The organism is Luteibacter sp. E-22 (assembly GCF_049913125.1).
In the GTDB taxonomy this organism is placed as follows: Bacteria; Pseudomonadota; Gammaproteobacteria; order Xanthomonadales; family Rhodanobacteraceae; genus Luteibacter.
The window spans coordinates 2,151,703-2,164,703 of the sequence record NZ_CP183975.1; the positions used below are offsets into that span (position 1 = coordinate 2,151,703).

Consider the following 13,001-nt stretch of genomic DNA (forward strand, 5'->3'; position numbering starts at 1 on the left):
CGGCATGCGCTCCTAGGCCAATTGCGCGGCGAGCTGGTCGTGCAACCGGCTCTGATTGAAGCGGCTTTCGACGGTGGCACGCGCGCTTCCGGCGATCGCCGGCAAGTCGTATTCCCCCCGCTGGATACGGGCGAGCTTGTCGGCCAGCGCATCCACGTCGCGCTCGGGTACCAGCCAACCCGATTGCCCGTCTTCGATCAGTTCGGGAATGCCGCTATGCACCGTGGACAGGCAGGGCACGCCACTGGCCATGGCCTCCATCAGCGACACCGGAATGCCTTCCTGGTCGCCGTCCGCGGCCGTGACGCTGGGCAGGGCGAACACGTCCGCCCGGCGCAGTGCGGCCTGCACATAGGCCTTGTCGCGGCGGCCGCGAATGAAGACGCGCTGATCCAGCCCGTGCCGTGCGACGAAACGCTCCAGCTCCTGCTGCAACGGGCCGTCGCCGATGATTTCCAGCTCGACCGGGACATCGCGCTTCGCGAGCCGGGCCACGGCTTCGCAGAGATAGGTCACGCCTTTCTTCTCGACCAGCCGTGCGACGCTCAGCACGCGCAAGGGCCGCGATGGCGATGGCGCATCGTTCGTGCGTGGCTGGAAACGGAAGCTGTCCAGGTCGACGCCCATGCGATGGACCTGGATCTTCTCCGGCGCGCAGCCCAGCGCCTCCAGCTTGCGCTGCCAGCGCGTGCTGATCGGCAGCATCCGCTCGCCGCTGGCGAACAGGCGCCGGTAGTCGTCGGCGTGGCGCGCGAGCACGCTGTGCCGCGACAGGTCGTAACCATGGAACACCGTATAGATCGGCCCCTCGATCAGGCCCAGCGCGCGCAGGTTCGTCGCGAGCACGCCGGTGGGACCGAAGTGCGCGATGATGGCGTCCGCCTTGAGCGGCTCGCGCAAGCGCCGCACTGCGCCGGCGAGCACCAGCGACTTCGCGGCATGGCCGTACAGTCGAACCGACAGGGCCCGGCGCACCCGTGCACTCGGCAGGCCCGGCACCACGTGGCGAAGGCGTTGCAGCAGGATCTGCCAGCCGCGTGACGCGCTGGCGGAATGGTCGAAGATGAAGGTGGCGCGCTCCATCAATCCGCGCGTCGCCACGATGTCTCCGGGTGCGGGCGCGGGGCCGCGGCTGATGGCGAGGATGCGCACATCGAAGCCGCGGTCGAGCAGGCCCACGATCTGGTCGATCACGAAGGTTTCCGAATACTTGGGAAACTCGGGAAGGACGAACAGGATCGTCATGTCAGGGCCCTATCGCGAGCGTCGAGAGGAGGGACTCCCGCGCGAACGCCTTTTCACGGGCCACGGCCGCCGCCACCCTCGGACGCAGGGTCTCGTCGCCGAGCAGTTCCAGCACCTTGGCGCGCAGGCTGCCGTCGAGCAGGGACGGCACGGGCATCGCCAGGTCGTCCACGCCGAGGCGCTTCATGATGCCTTCGGACTTGTGCTCGTAATTGAGCGCGACGGAAGGCGTGCCGAAGTTCATCGAGATGATCGCGCTGTGCAGGCGCGTGCCGATCGTGAGGACGCAGGCGCCCAGCCTCCGGCCGAGTTCCACGTCGTTGAGTTCGTTCATCTCGACGTGGCAGGCCTCGGGGTGGCGCAGGCGCGCCCGCACCTTGAGCGCGATCATCCGGTCGTCCTTGGGATAGCCGTCGATCGCCGTGCAGGTGGAAAACGCCGCGATCCGGTAACCCGCTTCGATCACCGCGTCGAGCAGCTCGGCGAAAGCGGTCTCGTACTGGGCCTGGGTCACGCCCAGCCGCTTGTCGAACGGCGCCAGTTCGCGGAAGGTGACCGCGACCGTCGGGCGCGCGGTGTCGACCGCTACCGGTTCGCCCGGATGCACGAGCCACGCGGTGTCCGATGCCCAGCGCACCTTGTCCTGCGGGATGCTGCTGTCCTGCATGTGCCGCGCGCTGACTTCCTCGCGCAAGGCCAGCGCATCCACCCGCGTCATCACGTCCTGCGAGACCTTGCGGAAGAACGCGTGCTGGAAGGGCCCGACGCTGTGCCCGATGAGGTAGGTAGGCAGCCCGGCGAGCAGGGCGCAGCTGACCTGGTCGTACTGGGTGGCGCCGTAGAGATCGACGAAGAAAGAGCCACCCACCTGGATCACCAGGTCGTACGCTTTCAGCGACTCGATGTACTCGCGATGACGCCGGGGAAGCGGCAGCCAGCGCGCCCACCAGCGGCGGTTGAGGTGCCCGTGCAACAGGCGTGGCACCAGCCTTCGCAGCAGAAGCGAGCGGATGGCGCCGAAACGCCCCTTACCCGCCTCCTGGTAATAGCTGTTCAACGTGTCGGTCAGCAGCGGCCGGCCGAGCAGGTACTCGGAACTGACCGGGAAGCGACTGGTGACGTCGATCCGGCTTTCCGGCAACACGTCTTCCAGGCACTCCAGCAGGCCGCGCAGGATCGCGCAATCGCCGCGATTGCCGCAGGTGTGGTTTCCGACGATCAGGATGCGCGCCATAGTCCTTGATTCATGCAGTGCCCCCTTGTTCATGGGACGGTTCAGGCCGGGTCGGCCTTGTACTTGTAGTAGGCGTAGGTGGAGTAACCGGCGGCCCGGTGTTCCACGGCATTGAAGATCGCGCCCCTCAGGGAGACACCGTTCTGTTCGAAGCGCTGTTTCGCCAGGGCCAGTTCACGCGCCTTGTTCAGTCCGAAGCGGGCGACCATCAGGCTGGTGCCGGCGTGGTGGCCGATCACGGCCGCATCGGTGACCGCCAGGATCGGCGGCGTATCGATGATGACCAGGTCGTAGGCGGGTACGACCTCGGCGATGAACTGGGTGAAGTTCTCGTGCATCAGCAGTTCGGACGGGTTGGGCGGCACGCGCCCGCGGCTGATGAAATCGATGTTCGCCAGCGGCCCCTTCTTCTTCACGGCGGCGATTTCCGCACCGCCGACCAGGATGTCCGACAGGCCTTGCCCGGTTTCCATGCCGAGGAGGTGGTGCAGGGTACCGCGGCGCATGTCGCCGTCGACCAGCAGGACGCGCTGTCCCGCTTGGGCGATCACCGCGGCCAGGTTCGCCGAGACGAAGGTCTTGCCGGCGAAGGGGCTGGAGCCGGTAATCATCAGGATGTTGTTCTTGGCCTCTAGCCGCGCGAAGTGCAGGCTGGTGCGCAGGCTGCGGATCGCCTCGACGGCAAGGTCGGCGGGGTCGCTGATGGCCAGCAAGGGGCCGCGGCCGCCGTGGCCATGGCCGTGGCGTGTCCGCGTCGAACGCGCGGTCTGGCCATCGCTGAGCGGAACCGAGGCGTACACCGGAAGGCCGAGGTCCTCGATGATCGCTGGATCTTCGATGCCGCGGTTGAGTATCTGGCGAAGGAAGACGAAGGCGAGTGCGAGGAATCCGCCCAGGAAGGTGGCGATGATGACGACCAGGGCCTTGCGCGGCTGCACCGGCAGGGTCTTGTCCACCGCCGAGGTGTCCACGATGCGCACGTTGCCCACGGTGCCGGCACGCGCGATGTCGAGTTGCTGCGCCTGGTTGAGCAGGCTGGTGTAGGTGTTGCTGCTGACCTGCACGTCGCGGTTGAGCTTGAGCAACTGCTGCTGCGTGTCCGGCAGGTCGCCGACCTGCTTCTGCATCTGCGCCTTCTGCGCCTGAAGCTGGCCCATCTGTTGCTGCAAGGCCTTGTATGCCGGGTGGTCATGGGTGAAGCGGCGGTCGATATCGGCTTCCTGCAGGTGCAGCTGCTGGATGTTGTTCTCCACCGCGACGATCTGGTCGAGCAGGCCCTTGGTCTGCATGCTGAGGTCGACGGAGTGCGACTGGGTCTGGAAGACGTTCATCGCCGCCTGTGCCCGGTCGAGTTCCTGGCGCACCTTGGGCAGCTGGTCCTTGACGAACTGCAACTGGCTCGCGGCCTCGGCGGAATTGCGCTCCACGTTCTGGCGAACATAGGCGGTGGTGATGCGATCGAGCACTTTCTGCGCGAGATCGGGATCGGCGTTGTTGTAGGTCAGGCCGATGATGCCCGAGTCCGTGCCTTGCTCCAGCGCCACGACGTCCGTCTGCAAGCGGCTGATGGTGGTCAGGGTCGGCTGCGTGACGACGTCGAAGCGCGTTCCCGGGTTGGCCGTGAGCTGCCTGATCTGCATCGTGATGCCGTTGGCGCGGACCAGCTGCCCGACGATGCCCTCGATGAGGCGCTTGCCGTCGTCGTCGTAGAGGCTGAAGCGGTGATTGTCGCCGGCGCGCAACTCGAGCTTCTTGCCGACCATGGCGTCGGGCAGGTCGAGCTTGAAGATGTCCACCACTTCGCCGCCCCAGCCATAGCGGCTCAGGCCGAAACGCACGGGACCGAGTTGGCTGGGCTTATAGCTTCGCGACAGGTAATCGCCCAGCACGGGCATGCGCTGGGGTTGCGTCTGGATGTCCAGGCGCAGGTCGTTCACCGCCTGCCCGATGACCAGTCGCGAGGTGATCAAGGCGATTTCGGTGGTCGCCTGCGACGCGGTGGTGCCCAACGATTGGGTGAGATCGCTGAGCCCGGGAAGGCTGGGCGTCTTCTGCTCGACCTGCACGATCGCGGTCGCCTGGTAGATAGGCGTGGCGAGCAGCGAGTAGAGGACTCCCGCCACGAAAAACGTCCCGGTGATGGCGACGATCAACCATTTGTGATCAAGCAACGTGCCGAGCAACGCATTGAGATCGATGGTGTCGTCGTCGTGGGCCTGATCAATCTTCGTCGTCATGCGGCAGCGATTTTCCTGAAAATGAATGGACGGCCAAACGTTTATAGCGCACCGAGTATGAATGGGCCGAAACGCATGCCGAAGCCACTTTTGCCTTGTTTTCCGGTGTTTCGCGCAGCCGAAACCGTGCGTCTTTCGAGCACGCAAGCGCATCGCGCATCACGTGGATGCGCCACTCGGGTCATGAGGCGAGCGTCTATTCGATGGCGGGCGATGACGATGCCGCGCCGACGCCACTCGTGCCTTTGCACGATGTCCTTCGCCGGCACCGATTCCGCCCGCGCCCACTCGGGGACGGAGATCGATGGAAGGTTTGAGCATAGACGGGGCGGCGGATGCCTCAAAGCGAAAGGCGCCAGTTTTGCGACCTGCGTCAAGTAACCGACGCGTGTATGGCGCTAATGAGGCCGAAACGTAAGTTAATCGTTAGATTTGTCGGCTGATTCGTGCACGAATGTCTAATGACTGGTTCATCTTTCAGTTATGTTTTGCTGCGTCGCACGATCGAGTGGCGGTGGGAGTCGCGATGCCCGCGACCCTCGGGCGAGCCAGGCGACGCCTCCAGGCCATGTCACGAAATAGCCATAAATCAGAGGATTCCCGGCGATCCCTGCCCGACAACACATGGCGGGAACCCGCCAGCGGCCGTGGGCGCGGGTCGTGCCCATCGTGCGCCGCAACACCGGACGGCGTGATGGCCCGGGGCCTATCATGGGCACTTCCTCAAGCACGGGCATCCGCCATGTCGATCCAAGCCACCACTGCCTCGCGAACGCATAGCCACGCGTTCGACGAAGGCAACCCGATGGCCGAGCGCAACACCCGGCGCGCCGTGCTGCTCACGGCCGCGATGATGGTGGTCGAGATCGCCGGTGGCTGGTACTACAACTCCATGGCCTTGCTGGCCGACGGCTGGCACATGAGTTCGCATGCGCTGGCCCTGGGGCTGTCCGCGTTCGCTTATGTCTGTGCGAGACGTTATGCGCACGACCGCCGTTTCGCCTTCGGTACGTGGAAGATCGAGATCCTGGGCGGGTATTCCAGCGCGATCCTGTTGCTCGGCGTGGCGGGGCTGATGGCCTTCCAGTCCGCGGAGCGCCTGTTCACGCCATTGCCGATCCACTACGAGCAGGCCATCGCGATCGCCGTGGTCGGCCTGCTGGTGAACCTGGTCTGCGCCTGGTTGCTGCGCGACGACCATCATCATCACCATCACGACCACGATCATCATCACGGGCACGCGCATGCCGCGCATGCCCACCACGACCTGAACCTGCGTTCGGCGTACATGCACGTATTAGCGGATGCAGCCACGTCCGTCCTCGCCATCGTCGCCCTGATCGCCGGCATGACCTGGGGCGCACGCTGGATGGACCCGGTGATGGGTTTGCTGGGCGCGGTCCTGGTCACCGTGTGGGCATGGGGTCTCTTGCGTGACAGCGGCCGGGTCTTGCTCGACGCGGAGATGGACGCGCCGGTCGTCGATGAAATCCGCCAGGTGATCGCGGAGGATCGCCACGAGGCCGTCATCGACGACATCCATGTATGGCGTGTCGGCAAGGGCAAGTTCGCCGTGGTTCTCGAAATCACCACGACCGCCGATGTCGATGGCGACTATTACCGGCGCGCGCTGGCCATTCACGACGAACTGGTCCACGTGACCGTCGAGGTACACCGCATTGGACCCGGCTCCAGAGTTGAGGGCATCGCTTCGGGGGCATAAGCTGTCGGCATGCATGCCTTCTTCCATCGTTATCGCCGCCGACGCGCCCTCTGGGTGTTCGCCTGGTTGGCGTGGGCGATGGTGAGCGTCGCACCGGCGTGGTCGACGGACATGCACGCCACGCCGGGACCGGGCGTGCATCGCATGCACGTGCAGCATGCGTCGACGCGCATGGTGTCGTCGGACGAGGGCGGTTGCAACGACCACGATGGCAACTGCTGTCATAGCCCCGGGCAGGCATGCCATTGCACGCCTGCCTGCACCAGCGTGCTTCCTGCTAGTGCGTTCGCGCTCGGCGATACACCGCCGACGACCGTCACGATCTTCGCTGCCGGCGTTCGCGCCGCTCCCCAGGCCGGGTACGGGCCACCGCTGCGTCCACCCGCCGCCTGATCCTCCGCCGACGCTTTCACCCGCGCCGGGCATTCCGTCGTTCCCTTGCGACGACGACTGCGCCGGCCGCGCCATGCGGCCTCCGGCCGCGCATCGTATTCGTGGAACATCCGTATGACATACCCCGGTTCTTTCGAACCAGTGCACGCCTCGCGACGGCGTTTCGTAGCGGGCCTCGCCGTTGGCGGCGTCGCCGCCGGCATGGGCTTGTTGCGCCCATCGTCCGCCTGGGCCTTGACCAACCCCGGCCATCCGACGGTGCTTGGTGGCACCGATTTTTCCCTCGACATTGCCGAGACGCCGGTGAACATCACCGGCGCGCCGCGTACCGCGGTCACCGTCAATGGCGGCATTCCGGGTCCGATCCTTCGCTGGAAGGAAGGAACCACGGTGACGTTGCGCGTGGCCAACCGGCTACGCACGCCGACATCGATTCACTGGCACGGAATCGTGCTGCCGTTCGACCAGGACGGCGTGCCGGGCATCAGCTTCGACGGCATCGGTCCGGGCGAAACCTTCGTCTACCGGTTCGACGTGCGCCAGGCGGGTACCTACTGGTATCACTCGCACAGCCGCTTCCAGGAGCAGACGGGATTGTATGGCCCGCTGGTGATCGAGCCGGCCGGACCGGACCGTTACCGTAGCGACCGCGACTACGTGATCATGCTCAGCGACTGGACCGACATGGACCCGGAGCGGATCTTCCTGCGCCTGAAGCAGCAGAGCGACTACTTCAACTATGCGCAGCCCACGGCGTCACGGTTCTTCCGCGATGTGCGAGAAAAGGGATGGGGGCAGGCGCTGGAGATGCGCAAGATGTGGAACACCATGCGCATGAACCCCTCCGACCTGAGCGACGTGTCGGGCGCGGCGTATACCTATCTCATGAATGGCATGTCGGCCGCGGGCAACTGGACCGGACAGTTCAAGCCGGGCGAAAAGATCCGCCTGCGCTTCATCAACGGCTCGTCGTCGACGATCTTCGACGTTCGCATTCCTGGCCTGAAGATGACCGTGATCTCCGCCGACGGCCAGGATGTGTTGCCCGTGCCGATCGACGAATTCCGCATTTCTACGGCGGAGACATACGACGTTCTGGTGGAACCCGAGGAAGAGGTCGCGTACACCATCTTCGCGCAGTCGATCGACCGCAGTGGCTACACGCGCGGCACGTTGTCGCCGCGACCGGGAATGGAGGCCGAGGTACCGTCGGTCGATCCGCGCCAGTGGCTGAGCATGGGCGACATGATGGGTGCGATGGGTGCGATGGGGGGCGGCACGAAGCCGATGAAGGACATGGATCACGACGGTATGTCGGGCATGTCGGGCATGTCGGGCATGGACCACGGTGCGATGGCTGGCATGGATCACGGTTCGATGGCCGGGATGGATCACATGAAGGAGAGCGCGCCGAAGGTGCGGCATGCGCGCACGGAATACGGCCCCGGCGTGGACATGCACGTGGACATGCCGCGTACCAACCTCGACGATCCTGGCATCGGCCTGCGTGACAACGGCCGCCGCGTGCTCACCTACGCGGACCTGCACACGGTCGGTGGCAATCCCGATCCGCGCGAGCCCGGCCGGGAAATCGAGCTGCACCTCACCGGCAACATGGAACGCTTCATGTGGTCGTTCGATGGCGTGAAGTTCTCGGATGCCGCACCAGTACACTTCAACAAGGGCGAGCGCGTTCGGATCGTCCTGGTCAACGACACCATGATGAATCATCCGATCCACCTGCATGGCATGTTCAGCGACCTGGAAAGCCCGGAGGGCGAATTCCAGGTGCGCAAGCACACGATCAACGTGCAACCCGCGCAACGGATCACCTATGCCGTGACAGCGGACAACCCCGGCCGCTGGGCGTACCACTGCCATCTGCTCTATCACATGGAGGCGGGCATGTTCCGCGAGGTGGTGGTGTCATGAGGCCCCTTGCGATGTCGATCGCCGCGCTTGGCCTTGGCATGGCCACGGCCGCGGGAGCGCAAGAGATGAAGATGGGGCCGATGCAAGGCGGCGATGCGCCCGCCGACGCTCGCAGCCCCGACTATTCCGATGGCGTCGACCATGGCTCGATGAGGGGCATGGACATGAACGACAACGGTCCATACCGGATGATCCTGATCGACCAGCTCGAAGCGATTCATGGCAAGGATGCCAATGGGCAGGCGTGGGAGGCGCAAGGCTGGTACGGCAATGACGACGACAAGCTGTGGTTTCGCACCGAAGGCGATCGTAGTGGCGGCAAGCTCGAGGAAGCCGATGTCGAAGCGCTCTGGAACCATGCGATAGCGCCTTACTGGAGCACCCAGCTCGGCGCTCGGCAGGACTTCGGTCCAGGACCGAACCGTACCTGGGCGGCGTTCGGCGTGCAGGGGCTGGCGCCGTACTGGTTCGAAGTGGAAGCGACCGCGTATGCGAGCGCACACGGACGCACCGCGGCGCGCGTGCGCACGGAATACGATCTCTTCCTGACCCAGCGGCTCATCCTGCAGCCGGAACTGGAACTCAATGCCTATGGCAAGGACGATCCGCTAGCGCATGTCGGCCGGGGTGTATCGGATGCCTCGTTCAGCCTGCGGTTGCGCTACGAGTTCCGTCGGGAGTTCGCGCCCTATATCGGCATCCGTTTCGTCGATCGCTTCGGTCGCACCGCCGATTATGTTCGCGCGGATCGTCAACCCGTCTTCGACCGCCAGGTCGTCGCCGGCCTCCGGCTATGGTTCTAGGACATCCTCGTGAAGCCAATCACCCTCGTTTTTTCCACCGTGCTGGGCGTGACGGTCGTGGCGGGTTGCGCGGCCGGAGCCTTCATCTACTCGGGTGCCTATGACATAGGCGCCGACGCACCACACTCCCGCCCGGTGTTCGCGGCGCTGGAGACCTTGCGGCAGCGTTCGATCCAAGTGCGGGCGTCGGACATCGCGGTCCCCGATTTGTCCGATCCGGCATTGATACTCAAGGGTGCCGGACAGTACGCGGCCATGTGCACCGGGTGCCATCTGACACCTGGCCAGGAGGATTCGGAAATCCGCCCGGGACTCTACCCGCAACCGCCGAACCTCACGCAGGCCCGGATCGATCCGGCGCAAGCCTTCTGGACGATCAAGCACGGTATCAAGATGAGCGCGATGCCGGCGTGGGGCGGTAGTCACGACGACATGACGATCTGGAGCATGGTTGCCTTCCTGCAGAAGCTGCCCGGCCTGTCGCCGGAGGCATACAAGGCCATGGTGGCCGCCGCGCCGCCCGACGACGATATGGACATGGATCACGCCAAATAGCGCATTCCCACAAGCCAGGGCGCCCGAAAAGCGGTTGGATGGGGAGCGTCCATCCGGGGCGCCCTGACGGGAGAAGAGCCATGGGTCATCGTAACCGTGTGCGCCTAGCGCGCTGCGCCGTGATGGGGTCGTCGCTAGCCATGCTTTCGGTATCGGTCTGGGGATCGGATCGGGTCAGCCCGGTCATCAAGATCAACGAAGCGGCGGCGACGGCGCCGATCGAAACCGTTTCCCTGCGCGATGGCGTCAGCGTGCTCCTGGGATCGGGGGGAAACATCGGTGTCGTGACGGGCCGCGACGGCAAGTTCATGATCGATGCCGGCATCGCCGTTTCCCGTCCGCGCGTCGAGGCGGCGCTGAACGCGTTGGGGCCGCAGCCGGTCCGCTACCTGGTGAACACGCACTACCACTGGGATCACACGGATGGGAATACCTGGCTCGCGGGCAAGGACGTACAAGTGGCCGCCACGTCGGGAACGATCAAGCGCGTATCGCAGACCACGCGCGTGGACGACTGGGATTTCACCTTCAAGCCGCTGCCGAAAGCCGCCGTGCCGGGAACGGTGGTAGCGTCGAGCAAACACTGGACCGTCGATGGCCAGACCATCACCGCTATCAAGGTCGTTCCGTCGCATACCGACACCGACCTTTACGTGACGATCCAGCCGGCCGACGTCATCTTCCTCGGCGACTTGTTCTGGAACGGTGTCTATCCCTTCATCGATAACGAGAACGGCGGAGGCATCGACGGGATGGTGCGCGTCCTCGACCGCATCCTTCCGACGATCGGCGACAAGGCCGTCGTCGTGCCCGGACACGGCCCGGTCGGCAACAAGGCCGATGTAAAGGATTTTCGCGACATGCTCGCCGGTATCCGCGACAAGGTGGCGGCATTGAAGAAGGAGGGTAGGTCACGGGACGAAGTCATCGCGGCCAAGCCGACGGCGGCCTGGGATGCGAAGTACGGACACTTCGTCATCGATCCCGATTTCTTTGCCCGCATCGCCTACGACGGGACACCGTAAATCGTCACAGGTCCAGCTCGATGTCCGTCGACGGCGTGGCGCAACAGATGAGGACCGCGCCGTCGGCAGGCGGTTGGAGGGGATCCGGGGAGTATCGGGTCCGCCCACCGATCAACCCGCTTTCGCAGCTGTGGCAGACGCCGGAACGGCACGACCAGCGCACGGGCACGTCGCTTGCCTCGGCGAGTTCCAACAGGCTCTGGAAACGGTCGTCCCAGCGCACGGAAAGGCCACTGCGTACGAACGACACCGATGGGCCGGTTCCCGCCGGGCCGGTCGGTGGGTGTGGCGGAACGACGGTCGTGCTCACCACGCCAGGGGCCATCGATTCGTTCGACCCGAAGAGTTCCGAGCGTATCGAGCCGGCCGGATATCCCAGCGTGCGCAGGCCATCGCGTGCTTCCTGCATGAAGGAGGGCGGCCCGCAAAGCAGGAAGCGGGCATCGCTGGGGATGCCGAGCGACACGAGGTCCGTGGCACGCAGGCGGCCGGTCACGTCGAAGTCCGTGCCAAGGCGATCCCCTGGGCGTGGATGACTGAAGGCCACCAGCGAGGTCACGCCATCCAGTCGACCGAGCAGTTCTCGTGTTTCCTGCGCGAACAGATGTTCGCTGCCATCGCGCGTTCCGTATATCCAGTAGATTTTCCGCGGACAGCGGCTGTACTGGGCGACGATGTCGTGGAGCATCGCGAGCAGCGGCGTCACGCCGATGCCGACACCCCACAAGACCAGGGGGCGCTCGTCGTCGGGCAGGACGAAGGTGCCGCGCGGCGCGCTGATCGAAACGATGGAGCCGGCCTCGACATGGTCGTGCAGGTACGCGCTGCCCACGCCCTCCGCACGTTTCACGCTGATGCGATAGCTACCCGGGTGCGAGGCATCGGAGATGGAATAGCTGCGGAGCAGGGTCGTACCGTCGTCGTGACGATCGATCTTCAACACGAGGAACTGCCCGGCGCGCGGAGCGGGCAGGGGAGCGCCGTCCACCGGACCGAACACGAACGACCGCACGTGGGGGCTTTCTTCGTGCACCGATAGGACGCGCACGTCGCGGAACCCCGCCCAGGCCGGCGGTACGTCGGGCACATTGGCAAGCCCCGCGTTTCCATTGCGCTCGGGTCCGGCCTTCAACAACGCTTCGAAGGAACCGCGCCAGCCTTCGCTAAGGCCTCGCATGCCCACCGCATGGCGGAGTTTTTCCTCGGAGCGTTCCGGCAGATAGAGCAGGGCATCCACCTCGGCCACGCTCATGCCGTCGCCACGTGCCTCCAGGATGATGGGGTCGCCTTCGGCTATCACGCCTTCCTCGATCACCCTGCAGTAGAACCCTGGCCGCCGATGCGCCACGAGCAAAGAAGGCATCCGCGGTTCGGAGAGGCGGATTCCCACGCGGTAGCAGGTGACCCTTGGTTGGGTCACCTCGAACAGCGCGCCGCCGATGCGATACCTGTCACCGATCCAGACGTCGTCGTCGGCGAGTCCGTCGACGGTGAGGTTCTCGCCGAACTGCCCATGATCGCTGAGCGTACGTCCCAGCACCGTTTCCCAGTATCGGTACGATTGCACCTGGTAGACCATCACCGCGCGGTGTTCACCACCGTGGCCTGCGAGGTCTCCCTGGCCATCTCCCTCCAGGTTCAGCCGTCGCGCCATCACCGGGCCCTTGACCGGTTGCTTGAAGACAGCCGTTCGCACGGTCCGCCCTTGCCATTCGATGTCTTGTGGCAGCCCCACGTTGACGGATACCAGAACGGGCATGGCTCATCTCCTGGACGCGCGCGATCGTCGATAGCATAGTCCTGTTCGACGACGGAAGCCTTGTCTGTATGCACGGTTCACACGCACCGATCGCG

11 protein-coding genes are annotated in these 13,001 nt (G+C 65.0%); 6 read left to right on the forward strand and 5 right to left on the reverse strand.

Going from position 1 to position 13,001, the window contains the following annotated elements:
- Window positions 1-12: 12 nt before the first annotated feature.
- From ACN9M2_RS09680 to ACN9M2_RS09695, 4 genes are read right to left on the reverse strand one after another with little or no spacing between them, the layout of a single operon-like run.
- Window positions 13-1,245, reverse strand: coding sequence for a glycosyltransferase (locus ACN9M2_RS09680; protein WP_426284501.1), 1,233 nt, complete (start codon window positions 1,243-1,245; stop codon window positions 13-15).
- 1 nt (window position 1,246) lies between these two features.
- Entirely contained in the window at window positions 1,247-2,479 is a 1,233-nt protein-coding gene (gene wcaK, locus ACN9M2_RS09685; protein WP_426284502.1) for a colanic acid biosynthesis pyruvyl transferase WcaK, read from the reverse strand.
- A gap of 41 nt (window positions 2,480-2,520) precedes the next feature.
- Window positions 2,521-4,716, reverse strand: a complete 2,196-nt coding sequence (locus ACN9M2_RS09690; protein WP_426284504.1) for a polysaccharide biosynthesis tyrosine autokinase — start codon at window positions 4,714-4,716, stop codon at window positions 2,521-2,523.
- Window positions 4,700-4,876, reverse strand: a complete 177-nt coding sequence (locus ACN9M2_RS09695; protein WP_426284506.1) for a hypothetical protein — start codon at window positions 4,874-4,876, stop codon at window positions 4,700-4,702. The genes ACN9M2_RS09690 and ACN9M2_RS09695 overlap by 17 nt, the downstream gene beginning before the upstream one ends.
- Window positions 4,877-5,458: 582 nt before the next feature.
- Here ACN9M2_RS09695 and dmeF point away from each other — a divergent pair.
- The 6 genes from dmeF (at window position 5,459) to ACN9M2_RS09725 (ending at window position 11,147) form a co-directional block, all read left to right on the forward strand.
- Window positions 5,459-6,439, forward strand: a complete 981-nt coding sequence (gene dmeF / locus ACN9M2_RS09700) for a CDF family Co(II)/Ni(II) efflux transporter DmeF (RefSeq protein ID WP_426284508.1) — start codon at window positions 5,459-5,461, stop codon at window positions 6,437-6,439.
- Window positions 6,440-6,448: 9 nt separating this feature from the next.
- Window positions 6,449-6,832, forward strand: a complete 384-nt coding sequence (locus tag ACN9M2_RS09705; RefSeq protein ID WP_426284510.1) for a hypothetical protein — start codon at window positions 6,449-6,451, stop codon at window positions 6,830-6,832.
- 114 nt (window positions 6,833-6,946) lie between these two features.
- On the forward strand, window positions 6,947-8,764 hold the full coding sequence (locus tag ACN9M2_RS09710) for a copper resistance system multicopper oxidase (protein WP_426284512.1): 1,818 nt from the start codon (window positions 6,947-6,949) through the stop codon (window positions 8,762-8,764).
- Window positions 8,761-9,567 (forward strand): copper resistance protein B, encoded by an 807-nt coding sequence (locus ACN9M2_RS09715; protein WP_426284515.1) that lies wholly within the window; start codon window positions 8,761-8,763, stop codon window positions 9,565-9,567. Before ACN9M2_RS09710 ends, ACN9M2_RS09715 begins: the two co-directional genes overlap by 4 nt.
- Before the next feature lie 9 nt (window positions 9,568-9,576).
- Window positions 9,577-10,122 carry a c-type cytochrome gene (locus ACN9M2_RS09720; protein ID WP_426284517.1) on the forward strand — a complete coding sequence of 182 codons (546 nt, stop codon included), beginning with the start codon at window positions 9,577-9,579 and terminating at the stop codon, window positions 10,120-10,122.
- Window positions 10,123-10,202: 80 nt separating this feature from the next.
- Window positions 10,203-11,147: an MBL fold metallo-hydrolase gene (locus tag ACN9M2_RS09725; RefSeq protein WP_426284519.1), complete on the forward strand. Its 945-nt coding sequence runs from the start codon at window positions 10,203-10,205 to the stop codon at window positions 11,145-11,147.
- A gap of 4 nt (window positions 11,148-11,151) precedes the next feature.
- Here the strand turns inward: ACN9M2_RS09725 and ACN9M2_RS09730 are convergent, their stop codons facing one another.
- On the reverse strand, window positions 11,152-12,906 hold the full coding sequence (locus ACN9M2_RS09730; RefSeq protein WP_426284521.1) for an MOSC domain-containing protein: 1,755 nt from the start codon (window positions 12,904-12,906) through the stop codon (window positions 11,152-11,154).
- Window positions 12,907-13,001 lie beyond the last annotated feature (95 nt).

Excerpts from the sequence above, each read along its gene's own strand:
- ACN9M2_RS09680 (WP_426284501.1), bottom strand. The coding sequence starts at position 1,245 with ATGACGATCCTGTTCGTCCTTCCCGAGTTTCCCAAGTATTCGGAAACC.
- wcaK (WP_426284502.1), bottom strand. The coding sequence starts at position 2,479 with ATGGCGCGCATCCTGATCGTCGGAAACCACACCTGCGGCAATCGCGGC.
- ACN9M2_RS09690 (WP_426284504.1), bottom strand. The coding sequence starts at position 4,716 with ATGACGACGAAGATTGATCAGGCCCACGACGACGACACCATCGATCTC.
- ACN9M2_RS09695 (WP_426284506.1), bottom strand. The coding sequence starts at position 4,876 with ATGCGCGATGCGCTTGCGTGCTCGAAAGACGCACGGTTTCGGCTGCGC.
- dmeF (WP_426284508.1), top strand. The coding sequence starts at position 5,459 with ATGTCGATCCAAGCCACCACTGCCTCGCGAACGCATAGCCACGCGTTC.
- ACN9M2_RS09705 (WP_426284510.1), top strand. The coding sequence starts at position 6,449 with ATGCATGCCTTCTTCCATCGTTATCGCCGCCGACGCGCCCTCTGGGTG.
- ACN9M2_RS09710 (WP_426284512.1), top strand. The coding sequence starts at position 6,947 with ATGACATACCCCGGTTCTTTCGAACCAGTGCACGCCTCGCGACGGCGT.
- ACN9M2_RS09715 (WP_426284515.1), top strand. The coding sequence starts at position 8,761 with ATGAGGCCCCTTGCGATGTCGATCGCCGCGCTTGGCCTTGGCATGGCC.
- ACN9M2_RS09725 (WP_426284519.1), top strand. The coding sequence starts at position 10,203 with ATGGGTCATCGTAACCGTGTGCGCCTAGCGCGCTGCGCCGTGATGGGG.
- ACN9M2_RS09730 (WP_426284521.1), bottom strand. The coding sequence starts at position 12,906 with ATGCCCGTTCTGGTATCCGTCAACGTGGGGCTGCCACAAGACATCGAA.